Here is a 17,468-nt window from a genome sequence, read left to right on the forward strand (position 1 = left end):
AGCGTCCAAATCAATTTGAACGCTCTTTTCAATAATTTTAATTTTAGATTACTTTCCTTCCGCAGAAAGACTTTTCATTTCTTTTTCAATCATTTCATAGAACTGATCAATTTTTGGCAATACAACAATACGCGTACGTCTGTTTATCGCTTTGTTAGCTGCGGTATCGTTTTCCACCAATGGAACATAATGACTTCTTCCAGCCGCAATTAATTGACTTGGGTTTACACCCAATTCTTGCAATACACGAATAATTGAAGTAGATCGTTTTACACTTAAATCCCAGTTGTCAATCAAAACACCTTTGTTATATGGAACGTTGTCTGTGTGACCTTCCACCATGCATTCAAAATCGGGCTTGCTGTTTACAACTTTCGCTACTTTTGCTAATACTTCTTTCGCTCTTGTAGTTACGTTGTAGCTTCCGCTTGTAAATAATAATTTATCAGCAATTGAGATAAATACAACGCCTTTTTCAACGTTGATTTCAATATCTGGATCATCAATTCCAACGGCTTTTTTCAAGCTAGAAACAATTGCTAAGGTTACACTGTCTTTTTTGTTCAGTGCATCTTGCAAACGTGAAATTTTCAAATCTTTCTCTTTCATGCTTTCCAATGATTTCTCAAGGTTTTCAGCACCTTTCGTTGTCAAAACAGTCATATCTCTTGTGTTTTGAATCAAACTTTGAGTGTTTTCCTTTAAATCACTGTTTGCTTTTCTCAAATCTACAACCTGATCTTGTAATGCATTTGCTCTTGCAGAAGAAGATGCTTTTTCTTCCAAACAAGAATTTAATTTTACAGTTGCGGAATTTAATAAATCTTTGGTCTCTTTGTGTCTTGCTTCTAAAGCTATAAACTCTTTCTTAGAAACACACGATGATACTAAAATGGACAGCGTTACTGTCAGGAAAAGTATTTTCTTCATAAATCTTAATTTTATATGTTAAAACGGTTTTTTCAAATTTTACTCAAAAGTATTAAAAAAGCGAGTCACTTAACAAGTATTAACAAAGTTTTAGAACTATAATGACAAGTTTTTTTAACATTTCAGAAAACAGTATTTTTTATTGCCAAAATGGTAGACAATTCGATACTTAACGGTATTATTTTATTGATATTGTTTAGTACGATTTCAATTATTTTTTATTCCAGCATTTTGTTCATTGTCCAACTCATCTAGTCTCATATCTACTAATTCGAAAGTACTGTATTGTTCAAAGGGAATTTTGCTATAATCCAAATAAAATCTTTTCGCCTTTCCTTTATACTTTTTCTTAATTCTTTTATCTTTACTTTTTACCACATACAACAGTAAGTTGTAATTTGTTAGTTTGTCAATAATAAACTTTCTCAATGAAATTCTACCATGTATTCCCTGCATAAATTGACCTCCATATTGTTGATCAAAATTTGAATTAGTAAAAAAATCTGGTAACACACAGCTATCAGTAACTTTAAAATTATTTAGAGAATCAACATGACGGTTAACAAATAGGTTTCGTTTTTCGTTATTTTTTTTTCTCTCAATTACCCGCCGATCCTTTTTCTTCACTTCAATAATAACGGGGTTTTGAGCAAATACTGAATTTGCAAAAACGACCATCAAAAAAACTTGAATTACTATTTTCATTTAGTTCACTATTATTTATTCAAAATTCATCATGGATTCTTGCCTGCGCAGGAATGACAACAGTGCAAAAAAAACAAATTACAACTCCGAATACGTTTTCTTTCCCTTTAAGAAATAAGAATACACAATTGATTTCTCTTGGAAGTATGCTGATTGTTGACTTTCTCCACGTTTTTTCAACATTTTAGGCAATCGTGCATAAAAGTGAAAATGTGCTTTCAAAACCGCAACGAAATGCTTGAATTGTAATTTTGCAAGAAACTGAATTGCGGCAATTCCATCTAAAAATAAGCGTGAAACTATAATTGGAATTAATTTTCCTTTCGGAAGATTCTTCGCAAGCATGCATAATGAATTTCTAAAATTCAAATACGTTTTCTTAGGATTTGTACTATTCAATGTTGCGCCACCAACGTGAAACACCACACATTCAGAAATATATTTTGTTTTATAACCTAAGTTAAATGCGCGCCAACATAAATCGATTTCTTCTTGATGCGCAAAAAAGTCTTCATCAAAACCATTTAATTCGTGAAAAACGTCCTTTCGAATGAAAAAACACGCGCCAGAAGCCCAAAAAATAGTTGCATTGTCATTGTATTGATTGGTATCTTTTTCTAAGGTGTGAAAAATTCGTCCGCGACAAAATGGATAACCATATTTGTCAACAAACCCGCCAGCCGCGCCAGCATATTCAAAATGTGTTTTTTGTTTAAAGTCTAAAATTTTTGGTTGAATAATCGCAGTTTGAGGATTCGATTCAAATTCGGGTAGAATGGGAGCAAGCCAATTTTCGGTGACTTCAATATCTGAATTTAACAAACAAAAAATTGCTTCTTCAACTTGTGGTAATGAATCATTATAACCTTTTGCATATCCTCCATTTTCAGCATTTTGAATGATTCTCACATTCGGAAAATGATTTTTTACATATTGTACAGAATCGTCGGAAGACGCATTGTCAGCCACATAAATTGTTGCTTCTCGCGAAAATGCAATCACAGAAGGCAAAAACTGTTCTAATAACTGTTTTCCGTTCCAATTTAGTATGATAATGGCAATTTTCATTTTGAAATTATAAATGCTAAATTTGAAATTTCTCGATACAAAATTCTTTCAGAATTTCACTCGAAATGACGTTTGGTTATTAATTAAAATATTTTTCTCACAACTCACAACTCACAACTCACAACTCACAACTCACAACTGATAATCAGGTAATTCTCTCAAAAAATCATACTTTTTCGCTTCATAATCCATGGTGCAATAAAAATGATTCAAACCGTTTGTAACCATTAAATATTGCGCTTCCAATACCATATTATAGCGTGCAATTTGGTCAAATGTGTTTTGTTTGATGGCAATTGCACTTCGTTTACATTCAACAACTAAAAAAATACTTCCGTCAGAATTGAAAATTACAATGTCATAACGTCTCTTTAAATCATTGAATATGAGTTCTTTCTCAACATTAATTAAGCTTATCGGATAGTTTTTTTCTTGAATTAGAAATTGCACTGTATGTTGTCGAACCCATTCTTCAGGAGTTAAGACCACAAACTTTTTCCGAATCGCATCAAAAATATAGATTTTATTTTCCCTATTTTTGAAGCGGAAAGTATATTTTGGAAAATTTAAGAGTTCCATAGCACAAAACTAATGATTCGTGCATCGAAAACCAATACAATTCCGCATTTGTCTGAACAATGGAAGAAGCTAAACAAATTGTCATCGATATACAAAAGGGAAACATCAAACCTGTTTATTTTTTAATGGGCGAAGAAGCTTATTATATTGATAAAATTGCCGAATATATTGAAGAAAAAGTACTTGCTGAGGAAGAAAAAAGTTTCAACCAAATGGTTTTGTACGGACGCGATGTTACGATTGATGATATTGTAGCGAATGCCAAACGCTATCCGATGATGGCGGAACGACAAGTGGTTATTGTGAAAGAAGCGCAAGATTTGTCACGAACTATTGAAAAACTTGCTCCGTATATTGAAAATCCGCAACCTTCTACGGTTTTGGTCATTTGTTATAAATACAAAAAGATTGATAAACGTAAGAAGCTTTATAAAGTCACAGCGAAAAATGGCGTGATGTATGAAAGCAAGAAATTATACGAGAATCAAGTTGCCGATTGGATTCGCAGAGTTTTGGCAGGAAAGAAATATAGTATTACGCCGAAAGCCGCGCAAATGTTGGTAGAGTTTTTGGGAACGAATTTGAGTAAAATCAATAATGAACTCGAAAAACTACAGTTAATTTTACCAAAAGGAAGTGAAATCACACCAATTCTGATTGAAGAAAACATCGGAATTAGTAAAGATTATAACAATTTTGAGTTGCGAAAAGCAATTGGCGATAGAGATGTTGTAAAAGCATTCCGAATTATCACGTACTTCGCTGAAAACCCAAAAGATAATCCTACGGTTGTAACGGTTTCGTTGTTGTTTAATTTCTTCTCGCAATTGTTGCAATATCATGGTTTACTGGATCAAACACCGCGAAATGTGGCTTCGATACTTCGAATTAACCCGTATTTTGTGAAAGAATATCAAGCTGCCGCACGCAATTATCCAATGAAAAAAGTCAGCGGAATTATTGCAACGTTACGGGAAATGGACGTAAAAAGTAAAGGTGTTGGCGCAAGTAATTTACCAAATGGAGATTTGTTGAAAGAGTTATTGGTGCGAATTATGAACTAGGTTCGCTACGCTTAATCGCTGCGCTCAATTCAAGGATTCAAGGTTCAAAAATTTAAGGTTTTATCTTGTTATTGTGTTTCGCTTTGCTCAACTTTCTTTATTCTTTATTCTTTATTCTTTTGTTTCGCTTTGCTCAATTTTCATTGAAACTGAATAGTAATTTTCAAATTAATACATCTTCAAATTTTCAAATTGATACATCATTTCATCAAGCTGCATTAATGTCTATTTGAAAATTTTTCTTCAAAAACATACCAATCATTTGTCGTGCTAAGCCTAAATATTCTTCTTCGGGTTTTAAGAAATCTTGAATAACTACTAATTCTCGTTGTAATACTTCCGAGAATCGCTTAGAGCGAATTGGATCGTTTATGAAATCATTAAAATTAAATAATGCTTCTTCTACGCGTTGCATTTGCGCGCTGATAAGAATAGCTTTTTTCTCACGTTCTTGCACTAACAAAACACGTTGCAGCGCAAATACCTTGATTGATGACAATGCACGTTGTTTTAAAAATTTTTTTCGTTTTCTAGGTTTCATCACGCCAGAATTGATATAATATTTGAAATAATCTTCTGGATTTTCTTTACACGGATTGAGCAATAAACGTACTTTTTCTTCTTCTTTCAAATCAGTATCATGAGATCTTGCTCTTTTTGCTTCATCAAATAAAGGAAACTGATTCATTTTTCCCATACTTTTTGCTTCTTCCACATTTAAGGTAGATTGTTTTGACTTTTGATTACAGTTTCTGCAGGATAATAATAGATTATCCCAACTCGCTGCCAACCAATAATAACCTGGTTTTGAGTCGCCTGAAGCTTTTAATTCTTCTATTTCTCCTTTAGGACGAAAATGCTCAATATCACCAACATACGTTTTTAAAAATGTACTTTCGCAATAGGCGCATTTGCCTTTTCCCATTTTTATCAACTTCTTTTTTACAGATGAATCTCGGTAAACTTTAAATTTTTTATACGTTTTAAGCTTATCTAAACCTGTAAAGTGTTCGATTACTTCTTTTAATTCTTTTTTTGATTTGACACTTCCATTTTCAAGGATTTTTGGAATTGTCACCAAATTTCTATCTATGAAAATCATAATTTATTTTTTGCGGATATATTTTTCCAAATATCTTGTACTTTGAGTATGGTTTCTTTCTTTATGTTATCGTCATCAATTTTGAGCTTTTTGCTTTTCATTTTCTTGGCAAGTAACTCATCAATAGCGTGATACATTAAGTCTTCACGCGCATCTTTTCCTAAACGTTTCTTTTGTGGTAGTATTTTTTGTAACGCTTTAACTTCGTTTTTTTCGCCTTTTGTGCGTTTCGATTCATCAATAGCGAGCAATTCGTAATAGCGCTCAAATTCTTTTTCTGTTTTGGAATCCATCGTGCTATTCAATCCAAAAAATTCAGAGGTTAGTAATTGATCAATTCGCAAACTACTCGGATTTGGTAAATCGCTAATTGCAATGATTGCATTTTCTTCGTCACGTTTCAAAACCACAACTTCATTTTCCTTTAAACCTCGTAAACATAAAGGTTCATGTGTGGTAATAATGAATTGAATTTTAGGAAATGTTTTGCGCAAGCGTTCTACAATTTCCATTTTCCATCGTGGATGTAAGTGTGTGCCAATTTCGTCGATGAGTACAATTCCTTCTGCCAATTCATACACTACATTTTCTTGCGAAAGTGTATAAATCATATCAATTGCAACGGCAAATATGGATTTGTAACCATCGCTTAAATGATTAATATCTATATTATCTTTTGTTTTATCATATTTGATGAAGATTTGTTTTTTCTTCACATTTCGCTCAATGGAATCTAAATCGTCCAATAACAAGAGACTTTTCAGAGTTTTTGCAACTTGATCGAACGTTTTTTGTTTGCTATTTAAAAACCATTCTTTTGCATTTGATAATGAAATAGAAGCATCAAACAGGTTTTTTACCTTTAAATAACTTGGATGATTTTTCTCAGGTTGCAAATTTCCAATTGGTAATAATCGGGTAGAGCCGTAGCCAATAATAAATGCTGGCGGTTTTTCAATACTAGCGATTATTTTATTGTCTTTATTGTTGAATTTAATTTCAAAAAATTCATCACTTCCTTTTCCATATACTTGAATAAAACCGCTTGTTTCATCGTATTTGAGTAAATCGTCAACAGTGATACCGAGCTTGTCCAAATACGTTTGTCCCATTAATGCAAGCGCGATGGCTTTTAAAACAGAACTTTTTCCAACGCCATTTTCTCCTAGAAATACGAGCCAAGGTTCGGAAGTTGTATCTTCTGCATAATCAGGTATTTGAAGTGTTAAGTCGGAGAAACATTTAAAGTTATGTAATACAATTTTATCTAGATATATATTTTTGAGAATACTCGCATAAAAGGTATCGTCTTTCTTTTTTGAAGTCGTTTTTTTAGGACTTTCAGGAGTTGGTTTTACTATATTACTTGGACTGATGCTTTCTAATGTATCATCAGGAATATTTAGATTAAAGCCTTTTATTTGTCCTTGCTGCTGTTGCTGCTGTTGCTGTTGCTGCTGTTGTATTTGTTGCTGTTGTTGATCGTAATAAGATTGTATTTGATCTGTAAAATTAGACAGAATACTAAATAGTTTTTTATCTTCTAAATAATAATCAATTAATGCTTTTCGGAATGCCAGATGGTTTTTTTTGGAAGTTCCTTTTAAGACTTCATTCCATTCTTCGGCAATTGCATGCGAATTTTTGATGCCTTTTCGTAAACCTTCAATTTCTTTTTTGGTGTCGTCAACAATATTTTGTCGCTCGTTTACCAAATCTTTTCGGTTCAATCCTAATATCTGAATCGTTGCTTCTGCTTTTTGCTTGACCATTTCGCCAATAACTGGCGAGAATTTTATTTTTGAAAAGAAAGAAATATTTTTTAATTCTAAAGGCATAATTTCACCAGTACCGAAATTAAACGTGAAAAATTGACTCGGATCATCTACGCAAGGATCAATTAAGTACGCATCTTCTTTCTCTGAAATTACTTCAATATTGGTTTCAATTGCCGCTCTTTTTCCTTCCACAGGAAATACATTTGACTTGAATCGACTGCAACTATGACACGTAGCATATAGGTTTCCCCATTCATACGTTAGCCACCAATAATGATCGTAGTCAATTTCTTTGCTATCAAAACCTTGTGCATTGTTACTTGGACGAAAACGACTCAAGTAGGATTCATAACCCGATTTTGTTCCCGCTAAGTGCGATTCACAAAAGGCACATTTGTGATCAAATAGTTTCATCAATTCATTAATTACTTCATCAGGAAAGTAATTGACATTATACGAACGTTGCGCGCGTGAGCTTTTGTTCAGTTTATAAAAGTCATTAATTTCTTGTTGCAAACTTTCATATTCTTTGGAATGAAAATAGGCGGGTTTTGCAATTATATGTCTGTCAATTTTGATCAAAATAGATAGTTTTTAGAAGGTTTTTTTATTAGAATCACATAAAGTACGTGAAAATTGAGAGAAAATAAAAGAGTTTATGTAAAATACGGGGTTTTTCCCCTACCATAATCTTCAAGAAAACAATACATTGTATCGTTGTTGTTTTTTGCATCAGCATATAAAAAGTATCTTATGAAAGGGAAAAAAGTAAATGCTAAAGATGAGAAAGGAACAAACCAGATTATACAACGAAAAGAAGGAAAGTCGTTTGTAAAACCTAAAGGCGCACAAGATAGTTTTACGCCACCAAAATCTTCAGGAAAATCAAATAAGAGCTTACCAAGTAAATTACAATCCAACATGGAAAGTTCCCTTGGGCACGATTTCTCAAATGTAGGAATTCATACAAACTCAGAAAAAGCGGTTCAAATGAATGCACGTGCTTTTACACAAGGTGAACAAGTTCATTTTGCGCCAGGCGAATTTAATCCAAGTTCAACTTCAGGAAAAAACTTAATTGGACATGAGTTTACACACGTTGCACAACAACGCGCAGGAGTTGTAAAACCTACGAAAGTATTGCAAAAAGGTGTTGCTATAAATGATAATAAAGGTTTGGAAAGCGAGGCAGATAACTTTGGTCAGAAAGCGGCTAGAGGAGAAGCGGTTTCAAAATACAGATCATCTAGTTTAGGAATTAGAAGTTCGTTACGAACTGCACAAGCTAAAAGTAATGTGGTTCAGATGGCAATGCAAGAAACAAATTTTGGTAAGTTTTATGATGATACTTATGCTTTAACCTCAGGCGCTGGAGGGCGCAGAGGTTTAGATATTATATTACGTTTTGAACCTAAAAATACTGTTGATGCGGAATTAATAGGTTTAACTCAAACACATCATGCCATTAATAACGGGACTCCTTTTTATTTAAACTCAGATAATTTTTATAAAGGGCATGCAATTCAGAGTGGTGATGCGACGAATCTACCAGATCAAGGAGTATCTAACGAAGGTACACATATTGACAGGCTGAAAGCTAGAAATAATCCTATATATGGGTCTAGAATTATGAATGCAGGAGAAACATTAAAAGATACTCCATTGGATAATAATACAACGGCAAACCCAACTAAAGTAGGATTGACTAAACTTGACCCAACTTCGAATGCAACATATCAGTTAGGGTATAATTATACGGATGCTGGAGGAACCCATAAAAATAAGGCGGCTATATTATCTGATGCTCCAAGTGTGGGAAGTGTAAATATGAGTAGCAACTCTTCTCAAATTTTTGAAACAACAGCATTAGCAATTAAAGGAAACCATGAAGGTACATATTATGGATCAGTCAGATGGGGCTGGAAAACAAATGCTAAGGGCTTACATTCTATAATTCCATTTAAAGTATTAACTAAGGAGTTACCAAGTCCAACCTTTATGAAAGCAGCTAAAATTTGGAATAACTCGAAGAACTCTGCAGGAGCAGATACACTAGATTTACCAGTTCAATGGCCAGCTACGATTCATAACACACCATTGGCAGCATTGAGAACAGGAAAGTCGGTAGCTTCTCAAATTTTAGCAGATATACCTAGAGGTGCTACATTGACGGTATTAAATGATTCATCCAATTGGTTACATGTACAGTTAGATAAAACTCAGCCTGGAATTATATTAAATAGTCATGGTAGAGCAGCTGTAATGTCTGGAAATCTAATAAGAGGTTATGTATCTCGAAGTTTAGTTAATAAAGATGCAAGTTATATATAAAAGTAATAAAGCGAAAAGCTTAGTATGCTTACTACTAATTATAGTGTTTGCATGTGAAAAAAATGAATCGAAAAAAATGAATGAACAATTTGATAATATACTTGAGAAAAGGATAAGAGAATTAGGCTATAGATCCTTATTTCTAACTGATTTGGAAGTTACAGATAAAGAAATATGGAATTTTGGAGCTAACGAACAAGAATTGAAAATTATCGCATATTCAGAAAAAACTTCAGATTTTTCTAGATTTTTAACCGTCGAGTTGTTAAGACATTATGATGTAAAAATAAATTCTAAGTATCATTCTTTGATAGCAAAATCATACGCCTATGCGCTATCAAACAGTGCTACAGATAATCCACATTTTTTTGGGGTTGTTGGAAACTTGTGGGGATTATTATATGAAGAAGATGATTTAGGGAAATTAGGCAGCTTTTATGTGTCTTTAGGAGATAAGGCAGTGCTATCTTTATCAAATTTATTAGATAATAAAAATGATAAAATTTTCTATGATGGAAGCGAAGAAGCAACCATTGGAAACTCATACCAATACCGAGTAAAAGATTTCGCAGCATTTTACATTTCTAAAATTAAAAACATTCCAATTACGTTTTATCAAGATTTTGATCAAAGAGACGCAGAAATTGAACGATTAAAAGAAATTTTAGCAAACGAATAAGTATGGACGCATTAAATCAAGACCGAGAAATAGTGGAAGAACTGGAACGTCAATTAGAACGTTCAGGCTATTTTGCGCATAGTTCGCTGAGTAATCAGGCAGAACGCATCAACGAAATTGAGTCTTTCTTATATGGTTTGATTGATACATTAATCGATGACGGAAAAGTAAATAAAGAAAAGCTTGAAGAAGTTGTTCAAAAAGTACGAAAAGAAACCGTTGAACATAAAGAACATTTTCACGCAGGAATTGCGATTAGAGTTGATGGAAAAGAAAAGAAAGATGTTTTTATTCCTGTCAATTGTGATGAGCGCATGCATATTTGCAAAGGTGTGTGTTGTAAACTCAGTTTTGCACTTTCGGTAGATGAAATAGAAGATGGAAAATCGAAGTGGGATTTAGGACAACCATATTATATTCGACAAAAATCAACAGGATATTGTACACATTTAAACGAAAATAAACAATGTTGTTCTATTTATGATGATCGTCCAAAAGTCTGTAGAAAATACAGTTGTGCAGGCGATGAACGTATTTGGAAAAATTTTGATAAGATGGAATTAAACTCTGAATGGATTGAGAATAACCTACAAGAACGAAAAGTTCAGTTACAAGGTATCTATATGATTCCAGAAGCTACGATTGAATATAAAGCGAAAAGTTAATGATTCAAACACAAGCAACCTGTTTATTAACAAGCTTTACATATTTTTTGACACTTTTTTCACAATTCATTGACATATGTAACGCTAAACTCGCCATATATTCGTAGAAACATTAAATTTAGCATCATGAATAAATTCAAATATATTGTACTTTCATTTGTTGCATTGGGAATTATAGTGGTTTCTAGTAGTTATACTAACAACACTGTAACGAATGAAAAAAACGAAGACGTTAAAGTATTAGAAAATAAAGAAAATCAGACTATTAATTTGTTTGTAACACATGGACATTGTAGCACACCGTTTAGTGGTGTTGTAAATGATTTGAAAGTAACTTATTCCAAACGAAACGACTTGGGAAATCCTTTAGAAAATATGAAAATTTCGTTTGATGTAGATCCTAATTCATTTAATGTTTGTGCAAATGACGACTTAACAGCAAAAATTAAAACACCTGATTTATTTATTAGTATGAATAATGAAAAAATCACCTTTAGATCTACTGATGTGTATACTATGGGATTGGATTGGTATCAAGTTAACGGTAAACTTTCGATTAAAGGAATCGAAAAAGATGTAAAGTTTTTTGTAACAGGAATTAGAGATCCAAAAGAGGCAATGGCAAGTTCACTTGTGTTGGAAGGTCAAATGAATTTGTTCGATTGGGGAATTGATTATGATAAGATTGTTAATGGCACATCGGACAACGTTCCTACGAAATTGATGCATATGAATATGAAAATTACAATGCCTTAAGTTCGTATGGATTGAAGTAGAAATTGAATAAGGCTTTCGAGTTTATACAGCGTGTTTCTTTAAACAGAAAAACCAAAAATACTACAATATCATTCACTCAAGCTCCAATCCTTCTAAAAGTCGCTCAATATTCTTTTTTGTGTCTTCATTGGGTTCAATTTCTTTTAAACGATTCACCTTTTGTGTAATTTCGTTTGACCAATTTTCAAGTTTCCAAGTAGCCAAAACGCTGAGTGTTGCATTTCTATTACTAGTTACCGGACTATCCAACCCAACAAGAATAAGTGCTGCTCCTTTTGCCGGATAGTTTTCCAAAAATGTGATCACAAAACCAAATGAAGAATGCTTTTGATAATCTTCACCCAATCCCATCCAATCTCTCGGACCAGATCCTAATTCTTCTAACGGAAGATTATTTTTTGCAAAATCAATGATTTCATCTACGTTTTCTTCTTTCGCATACGTGGTAACATCATACCAAGCTAAACTATCCAAAGAATTCTTTTGCAGTTTATTCCAAACAACATCCCATAATTCAATACCGAGTTTTTCGGCAGCTTGTTTTCCATTCCAGTATAAAACAGAATCATCGCTTTTTAATGCGATTTCAGCTTGTTCTTTCCAGTCTTTATTTTTTAAATTTTCATTAATATCTATCAAACAATTTGAAATAATATTTTGATTCCAACCATTTTTTTTATGCTCTCCAAGATCTTCTTGAAGTTCTATAAGAAAATCTTTAATAGCATTTAATGTGATAAAATCCGTAATATCTTTTACATGCGTTTTTCCATGTCTGATGAAGTTTTCAACGGTTTCAGGCGCGAATTCGTAGTCAGAAATATCTTCTGCTGGTCCATCGGAAAGTAATGCTTGAATAATTTCTCCAGTAGCTTTGAATAGTTTGACATCTATTTTTTCACGTTGAAGCTTTATATGTAATTCTCCATTTACAGCACATGTATACGCCAAATATTCAATCATGATGCTATTTTTGTAGCCTTCAAGAAGTAGCCAATCTTTTAGTTCTTCGGACAATTCCATGTGCGCTATTCTATCTACAAGTTGAATTTTCCCCCAACCATCAACTTTAGTAGCCAATTCCCATAAATCTTCAACTATATTATCTGATAAATTAGACAGCGCAACCATTGAAAAAACCGTAAATTCATCATGTAAACCAAGTATTTTAATTTCATTGATGACTGATTTTTTCTGGCAAAGACCTAAAATAGCAATTCCAATTTTGACACTATTTCGATGACTTGTTTTTGTTGCTAAATCTTTAGCAAAGCTGAAAAGATATGGATCTATCGGTAACGATTGATTGACTATTTCTTCAAGAAATTCATCTATAATTCCAATAACGCCATCACTTTCAGTTAGGATTTTATAGAACTCCGATTTACTTCCTTCATCACCTTTTTTTGCGATTGTTTTTATAAGTTTTGAAAGTTCTTTTATTTTTTCTCTGGATTCATCAGATTCATCCGCTCCAAACATGGAATCCATTAAACCTGGCGCAAACCGAATTCCGCTTTCTTCAGATTTTTTTTCATCAGGTAAACTGTCGGCAGTCTCGTTCAGCGTACCATTAGCATTTATATTATCACTTAAAAACTGCAAAATAGAAGTGTTAGTTTTCCATTCAGTAACTTCTAATTTCTGTTTATTTTCAAGTAAATTCTTAATCCAATCTAACATATATGTAAAAGGTTTCTTTGTATAAAACACAACGATTTTTATGTAAAACGTAGCGCGTTAAAGATACTAATTTTTAGGTTTAGGACTGAATTACATTTTTAAATTTTCTTTTTGATTTTCTTCTCCTAGAGAACAAAAAAGAAACGTTTTAAGCTTGTTTTTTACAAAAATACGCAGTGTTTAGAATAATTTTACAGTCGTATCAGCGTCTTCTTTTTTAATGGTAATTAATAGGTTTCGAATCCCTAAACTATTGGTTTTGTATATTTTAGTGCCAACTGTCCAATTTTCTTTTCGGACTGCATTTGGCATCATAGGAAAGCCATAACTGAACTTTGTACCGTCTTTTTTTGGACCAACTACAAAAAAATGATTCCTATTAGAGTTATTATTTTTTATTTTAAAATGAATCCATTCCGCATCAGGATTTTTAATAGTTTCATTTGCTGCAAGACTTACAATTTGTCCATCATTCTTCGTTTTCTTTTGAATATTTTTTGGCGAATTTACATAGATTAATTTCCCGCTATTGCTCACTTCTGCATGCAGCATATTGGTAACGTTTACTTTTGCATTTCCCCAACTCCAAATATTTATAAACGCATTTTCTGCAATTAATTTTGAAGCATCTACGCTAGCTAATTCGATTCCTAAACGTAATTCTTTAGTTTTTCGTTCCAAAATAACTGTTCCAATAGGAGAAGTCAATTGCAAATACTCGTTGTCTACATTGATGATTTTTGTAACATCGTGCGTTCCTGTTTCTACATGCCGAATATTTGGCGCACCAATCGTAATAATTGCTTTTTGAGAAGGCTGAATCCATTCTTTCTGATCTAAATGCAAGGTGTTTCCAACCAATTCTGTATCAATCAAATCAAAAAGATTTTCGTCCGTAGTAATTGTCATGCCTTCTTTTGCAGATTGATCTATCGTGACTTTCGCATAAAAATTAATCTTAATTCTTTGAACGTTTTCTAATGGAAATGTTCGCGTTATAATTTTCTTATTTCCTTTGGTTTGCGCCATTCCTGAGAATCCGATCAGTAAAAGTAGTAGTAGTAATTTTTTCATGATGTTAGAATTTATATCGTTTTGTTTGATACAAATTTGCAACATGAAACACCGAATCACGACTTATAACGTATTGAGAAGACTTATGCTACGATTTGAGACGGCTTTTTTTGGACTCGCTTTGCTTTTAGATTTTTAGACTCGCTTCGCTTTTTGAAACGGCTTCGCCTTTAGTATCGCTACGCTCTTGGATTGTTGGTATCGCTTACGCTCTTGGTATTTTAGTATGTGAATTATTTATCGTTTGTTAAACTTATAAACTTATAAACTTATAAACCTTTCAACTTTTAAACTAAAATTTTGATCTTCGAATGTGGACACTGAGCGGAATCGAAGTGTTAGACTGAATTCTGCTTTTTTAGGAATCCACTAATTACATTTATCGGAAAGATAAGTTGACCAAGAATTACAATTACTGCAATGAAGTAAATTGCTGTAGTAAGGTTTTCATTGAAACGATATTCCATAACTGACTTTCTGAAGAATTCATTCAAAATTATAATTAGGAAAATTCCACCAAAAGTGAGTATAATGTGAATCAGGTTTAATCGTTTGGATAGTTTTCGATTCACTTTTTCCATAATCCAATAAATACTACCAATTATTCCGAAGAATATTGAAATCAACGTTGTAAGATGATAGTTACTTATGACGAAATAAGTGTCGTGGATATTTATATCAATTCCTCCATCTGCATTGAATCCAACACTAAAAGCGATGATTGCAAATACAAGAAAAATGATGTGAGGTTTTTTAATTAATAAGTTCATGTAGATTGTGGTTAAGATAAACGATCAATTTTGAACTAAGTTAAGTCGTTATTTTTATTAATTTATCTCATGTAGGAAATAATTGAATGAAATTTAAAATCAATATAAAATTTTCATAAGAAAAAACACTATTTCACGATTTGAGACGTCTTAATTTCTTTGCGATTGCAAATATTGCGTAGGAGAGAAGCTTGTCAATTTTTTGAATACTCTGTTAAAGGTTGCTTTACTGTTAAATCCGCATTCATAGGCAATTCCGAGTAAGGAAAGTTGTTTGTGTTTGCCTTCTTTTAGCATACTTTTAAATTCATTTACGCGATATGAATTCACGAAATCATTGAAATTCATCTGAAAACCATTGTTGATGATTTCAGATAATTGTCCGCGTGTTACATTTGCTTGTTTTGCCAATTCGGATAAATTCAAATCAGGATTTAGATATGGTTTTTCTTCTTCCATTAACGCAGCAATTGCTTCAATGGAAGTTTCTGCGATTTCTTTTTTGACTTCTTTGGTATCTTCAGGAATTGAGATTTCTTTTGGAGAAAAGCTAACATCTAGTTTGTTGAGTTTGGTTGTATCTGTAAAATAACCTTTCAAACCAACGTAAATGGTGCAAATTGCCATTGCCAAATTGAGCCACCAACGTTCTTGATAACCTAAATCTATTAGTAAACTGCCTACAAATGTTTGTATGGAACTGTATAAAAATAGTAATGAAAAAACCAAGAGAAAGTTCCGAATCCAATTCAGCTCCAGCTTAAAAATATTAGAAAAATATTGCTTTATTTTTTGACGATAATTTATATATAATTGAATGGTAAATGCAAGGTAGAGCAGCGTTACAGAGAAATCTAACACATTTAGTATGGGAAGTACAATTGCTTCATCTAACGAAAGTTTTAAGACACCATTTTGCGTTTCGTTGAATCCAGGTTGCAACGCATCATATGTGAAAATTGCCAGACGATAAATCATTAAACTAATAGGAATCACAAAATGATAGCTATGAACTTTCTGAAATTTGAAATTCGATTTTGTTATCGATTTGATATATAAATATATCAGCGGAGAAATCGCAGTTGCCGCAGGAATGAGAAAATAATTTATTTTTGTGTTGCGAAATGTGTCATACCAACCCATGAATCCAATCGTATAACATATTTGCTGGTAACTAGTAATGAGCAACAGAATTGCCAAAATAGCGTCAGAAGCGTTCTTTTTTTCAAGATATCTTTTTAGCAATAATCCAACTAAAATCAATCCTTGTATGACAAGAATTAATAGTGGCGTACTGTATATATTGAAATTTGGAAACATTTATTGAATACCTTATATTGAATTCAAAATTACTGAACTTTTTCAGTTTTTCCACGTGTAAAGTGACTCATGATACGATTTGAGACCTTGTTTTGGTAGATTTTGAGCACCTAAATTTATATTTATAAGTAAACAAAAGGTTAAATCTATGCTGAAATAAGGTTTATCAATAGTAATTAATTGTTAATTAAGATCTGTTTAACTATATTTGATATAATTTAAACAAATATATTATAGATATGGACATTTTAGAAGAAGCAACAATCTTTGAAAATGCCAAAATGAGTCACATGACTACTAGCGATAGAGTGGCAGCTTCTAGAGAAGCAAAACGACTTATTTTAGCAATTAACGAGATTTATAAGCAAACAAAATCGACAATGTTAATGGATGTTATGAAGCGTTTAACTGTCAAGAAAAAAAGAATTGATATTCGATTGAAAGGTAGACCAAGTTCGTAAATACAATTACATTTATTAAGTTAAATGTGTTTACAAAACACCTTTCGTGGTTCTTGATGCAACGCACAAAAACTAAAACATTAACAGATACATAATTACTTCACGAAGATGAAGTTGTAGCGTAACGTTACTAAATACTACTTTCAAAAGAAATGGTATTTAGTAACGTTTTTTTTTATCAGAGAGCTAAAATTAAGTCTTGATTTTTTACTTCAAAAGCGGCTCGTGCTGAGTGAAATCGAAGTAAGCGGTCTAATATCTTTTTTATATCATTCTCCTTTAGAAAATTCCAAAATATCTCCAGGCTGACAATCTAACGCATCACAAACAGCCATTAATGTACTAAATCGGATTGCTTTCACTTTACCAGTTTTTAGTTTTGATAAATTTGCCAATGAGATATTTACAATTTCTGCCAATTCGTTGAGCGACATTTTCCGTTTCGCCATCATAACATCCAAGTTTACAATAATTTCCATAGC

General features: G+C 32.4%; 17 protein-coding genes. 6 read left to right on the forward strand and 11 right to left on the reverse strand.

What is annotated here, in order from left to right:
• Window positions 1-48 precede the first annotated feature (48 nt).
• The 4 genes from IMCC3317_RS01220 to IMCC3317_RS01235 all read right to left on the reverse strand — a co-directional run bounded on the left by IMCC3317_RS01220 (window position 49) and on the right by IMCC3317_RS01235 (window position 3,282).
• Complete coding sequence (locus tag IMCC3317_RS01220) at window positions 49-930, reverse strand: OmpA/MotB family protein (protein ID WP_160127690.1); 882 nt, start codon at window positions 928-930, stop codon at window positions 49-51.
• Window positions 931-1,137: 207 nt separating this feature from the next.
• On the reverse strand, window positions 1,138-1,635 hold the full coding sequence (locus IMCC3317_RS01225) for a hypothetical protein (protein WP_160127691.1): 498 nt from the start codon (window positions 1,633-1,635) through the stop codon (window positions 1,138-1,140).
• A gap of 78 nt (window positions 1,636-1,713) precedes the next feature.
• The gene (locus IMCC3317_RS01230; RefSeq protein ID WP_160127692.1) at window positions 1,714-2,703 is read right to left on the reverse strand and encodes a glycosyltransferase family 2 protein; all 990 of its coding nucleotides are present in this window, start codon (window positions 2,701-2,703) and stop codon (window positions 1,714-1,716) included.
• 132 nt (window positions 2,704-2,835) lie between these two features.
• Window positions 2,836-3,282, reverse strand: a complete 447-nt coding sequence (locus tag IMCC3317_RS01235; RefSeq protein WP_160127693.1) for a type I restriction enzyme HsdR N-terminal domain-containing protein — start codon at window positions 3,280-3,282, stop codon at window positions 2,836-2,838.
• 59 nt (window positions 3,283-3,341) lie between these two features.
• Between IMCC3317_RS01235 and holA the strand changes: the two genes are divergently transcribed.
• Window positions 3,342-4,346 carry a DNA polymerase III subunit delta gene (gene holA, locus IMCC3317_RS01240; RefSeq protein ID WP_160127694.1) on the forward strand — a complete coding sequence of 335 codons (1,005 nt, stop codon included), beginning with the start codon at window positions 3,342-3,344 and terminating at the stop codon, window positions 4,344-4,346.
• Window positions 4,347-4,554: 208 nt separating this feature from the next.
• Here the strand turns inward: holA and IMCC3317_RS01245 are convergent, their stop codons facing one another.
• Together IMCC3317_RS01245 and IMCC3317_RS01250 are read right to left on the reverse strand one after the other, a co-directional pair.
• Window positions 4,555-5,448, reverse strand: coding sequence for a retron system putative HNH endonuclease (locus IMCC3317_RS01245; protein ID WP_160127695.1), 894 nt, complete (start codon window positions 5,446-5,448; stop codon window positions 4,555-4,557).
• Window positions 5,445-7,808 carry an AAA family ATPase gene (locus tag IMCC3317_RS01250; RefSeq protein WP_160127696.1) on the reverse strand — a complete coding sequence of 788 codons (2,364 nt, stop codon included), beginning with the start codon at window positions 7,806-7,808 and terminating at the stop codon, window positions 5,445-5,447. The genes IMCC3317_RS01245 and IMCC3317_RS01250 overlap by 4 nt, the downstream gene beginning before the upstream one ends.
• A 171-nt stretch (window positions 7,809-7,979) precedes the next feature.
• Between IMCC3317_RS01250 and IMCC3317_RS01255 the strand changes: the two genes are divergently transcribed.
• From IMCC3317_RS01255 to IMCC3317_RS01270, 4 genes are all read left to right on the forward strand, one after another.
• Window positions 7,980-9,557 carry an eCIS core domain-containing protein gene (locus tag IMCC3317_RS01255; protein WP_160127697.1) on the forward strand — a complete coding sequence of 526 codons (1,578 nt, stop codon included), beginning with the start codon at window positions 7,980-7,982 and terminating at the stop codon, window positions 9,555-9,557.
• Between the two features lie 76 nt (window positions 9,558-9,633).
• Window positions 9,634-10,236: a hypothetical protein gene (locus IMCC3317_RS01260; protein ID WP_160127698.1), complete on the forward strand. Its 603-nt coding sequence runs from the start codon at window positions 9,634-9,636 to the stop codon at window positions 10,234-10,236.
• 2 nt (window positions 10,237-10,238) lie between these two features.
• Complete coding sequence (locus IMCC3317_RS01265) at window positions 10,239-10,901, forward strand: YkgJ family cysteine cluster protein (protein WP_160127699.1); 663 nt, start codon at window positions 10,239-10,241, stop codon at window positions 10,899-10,901.
• Between the two features lie 126 nt (window positions 10,902-11,027).
• Window positions 11,028-11,657 carry a YceI family protein gene (locus tag IMCC3317_RS01270; RefSeq protein ID WP_160127700.1) on the forward strand — a complete coding sequence of 210 codons (630 nt, stop codon included), beginning with the start codon at window positions 11,028-11,030 and terminating at the stop codon, window positions 11,655-11,657.
• A gap of 93 nt (window positions 11,658-11,750) precedes the next feature.
• Here IMCC3317_RS01270 and IMCC3317_RS01275 read toward each other — a convergent pair whose 3' ends face one another.
• The 4 genes from IMCC3317_RS01275 to IMCC3317_RS01290 form a co-directional block, all read right to left on the reverse strand.
• Window positions 11,751-13,361, reverse strand: a complete 1,611-nt coding sequence (locus IMCC3317_RS01275) for a hypothetical protein (protein ID WP_160127701.1) — start codon at window positions 13,359-13,361, stop codon at window positions 11,751-11,753.
• Window positions 13,362-13,541: 180 nt separating this feature from the next.
• Window positions 13,542-14,435, reverse strand: coding sequence for a GIN domain-containing protein (locus IMCC3317_RS01280; RefSeq protein ID WP_160127702.1), 894 nt, complete (start codon window positions 14,433-14,435; stop codon window positions 13,542-13,544).
• Between the two features lie 338 nt (window positions 14,436-14,773).
• Window positions 14,774-15,205, reverse strand: a complete 432-nt coding sequence (locus tag IMCC3317_RS01285; protein ID WP_160127703.1) for a cbb3-type cytochrome c oxidase subunit I — start codon at window positions 15,203-15,205, stop codon at window positions 14,774-14,776.
• A gap of 150 nt (window positions 15,206-15,355) precedes the next feature.
• Window positions 15,356-16,525 (reverse strand): helix-turn-helix domain-containing protein, encoded by a 1,170-nt coding sequence (locus tag IMCC3317_RS01290; RefSeq protein WP_228054904.1) that lies wholly within the window; start codon window positions 16,523-16,525, stop codon window positions 15,356-15,358.
• Between the two features lie 239 nt (window positions 16,526-16,764).
• On the opposite strand from IMCC3317_RS01290, the gene IMCC3317_RS01295 reads away from it, so the two are divergent.
• Entirely contained in the window at window positions 16,765-16,986 is a 222-nt protein-coding gene (locus IMCC3317_RS01295; RefSeq protein WP_160127704.1) for a hypothetical protein, read from the forward strand.
• 269 nt (window positions 16,987-17,255) lie between these two features.
• Here IMCC3317_RS01295 and IMCC3317_RS01300 read toward each other — a convergent pair whose 3' ends face one another.
• Window positions 17,256-17,465, reverse strand: a complete 210-nt coding sequence (locus IMCC3317_RS01300) for a helix-turn-helix domain-containing protein (RefSeq protein WP_160127705.1) — start codon at window positions 17,463-17,465, stop codon at window positions 17,256-17,258.
• Window positions 17,466-17,468 lie beyond the last annotated feature (3 nt).

The sequence above is a fragment of the Kordia antarctica genome (genome assembly GCF_009901525.1).
In the GTDB taxonomy this organism is placed as follows: domain Bacteria; phylum Bacteroidota; class Bacteroidia; order Flavobacteriales; family Flavobacteriaceae; genus Kordia; species Kordia antarctica.

What these genes read in the sequence shown, in the direction of transcription:
- IMCC3317_RS01265 (WP_160127699.1), top strand. Translation starts at nt 10,239, where the DNA reads ATGGACGCATTAAATCAAGACCGAGAAATAGTGGAAGAACTGGAACGT.
- IMCC3317_RS01290 (WP_228054904.1), bottom strand. Translation starts at nt 16,525, where the DNA reads ATGTTTCCAAATTTCAATATATACAGTACGCCACTATTAATTCTTGTC.
- IMCC3317_RS01255 (WP_160127697.1), top strand. Translation starts at nt 7,980, where the DNA reads ATGAAAGGGAAAAAAGTAAATGCTAAAGATGAGAAAGGAACAAACCAG.
- IMCC3317_RS01260 (WP_160127698.1), top strand. Translation starts at nt 9,634, where the DNA reads ATGAATGAACAATTTGATAATATACTTGAGAAAAGGATAAGAGAATTA.
- IMCC3317_RS01220 (WP_160127690.1), bottom strand. Translation starts at nt 930, where the DNA reads ATGAAGAAAATACTTTTCCTGACAGTAACGCTGTCCATTTTAGTATCA.
- IMCC3317_RS01275 (WP_160127701.1), bottom strand. Translation starts at nt 13,361, where the DNA reads ATGTTAGATTGGATTAAGAATTTACTTGAAAATAAACAGAAATTAGAA.
- IMCC3317_RS01285 (WP_160127703.1), bottom strand. Translation starts at nt 15,205, where the DNA reads ATGAACTTATTAATTAAAAAACCTCACATCATTTTTCTTGTATTTGCA.
- IMCC3317_RS01280 (WP_160127702.1), bottom strand. Translation starts at nt 14,435, where the DNA reads ATGAAAAAATTACTACTACTACTTTTACTGATCGGATTCTCAGGAATG.
- IMCC3317_RS01230 (WP_160127692.1), bottom strand. Translation starts at nt 2,703, where the DNA reads ATGAAAATTGCCATTATCATACTAAATTGGAACGGAAAACAGTTATTA.
- IMCC3317_RS01300 (WP_160127705.1), bottom strand. Translation starts at nt 17,465, where the DNA reads ATGGAAATTATTGTAAACTTGGATGTTATGATGGCGAAACGGAAAATG.
- IMCC3317_RS01270 (WP_160127700.1), top strand. Translation starts at nt 11,028, where the DNA reads ATGAATAAATTCAAATATATTGTACTTTCATTTGTTGCATTGGGAATT.
- IMCC3317_RS01245 (WP_160127695.1), bottom strand. Translation starts at nt 5,448, where the DNA reads ATGATTTTCATAGATAGAAATTTGGTGACAATTCCAAAAATCCTTGAA.
- holA (WP_160127694.1), top strand. Translation starts at nt 3,342, where the DNA reads ATGGAAGAAGCTAAACAAATTGTCATCGATATACAAAAGGGAAACATC.
- IMCC3317_RS01225 (WP_160127691.1), bottom strand. Translation starts at nt 1,635, where the DNA reads ATGAAAATAGTAATTCAAGTTTTTTTGATGGTCGTTTTTGCAAATTCA.
- IMCC3317_RS01295 (WP_160127704.1), top strand. Translation starts at nt 16,765, where the DNA reads ATGGACATTTTAGAAGAAGCAACAATCTTTGAAAATGCCAAAATGAGT.
- IMCC3317_RS01235 (WP_160127693.1), bottom strand. Translation starts at nt 3,282, where the DNA reads ATGGAACTCTTAAATTTTCCAAAATATACTTTCCGCTTCAAAAATAGG.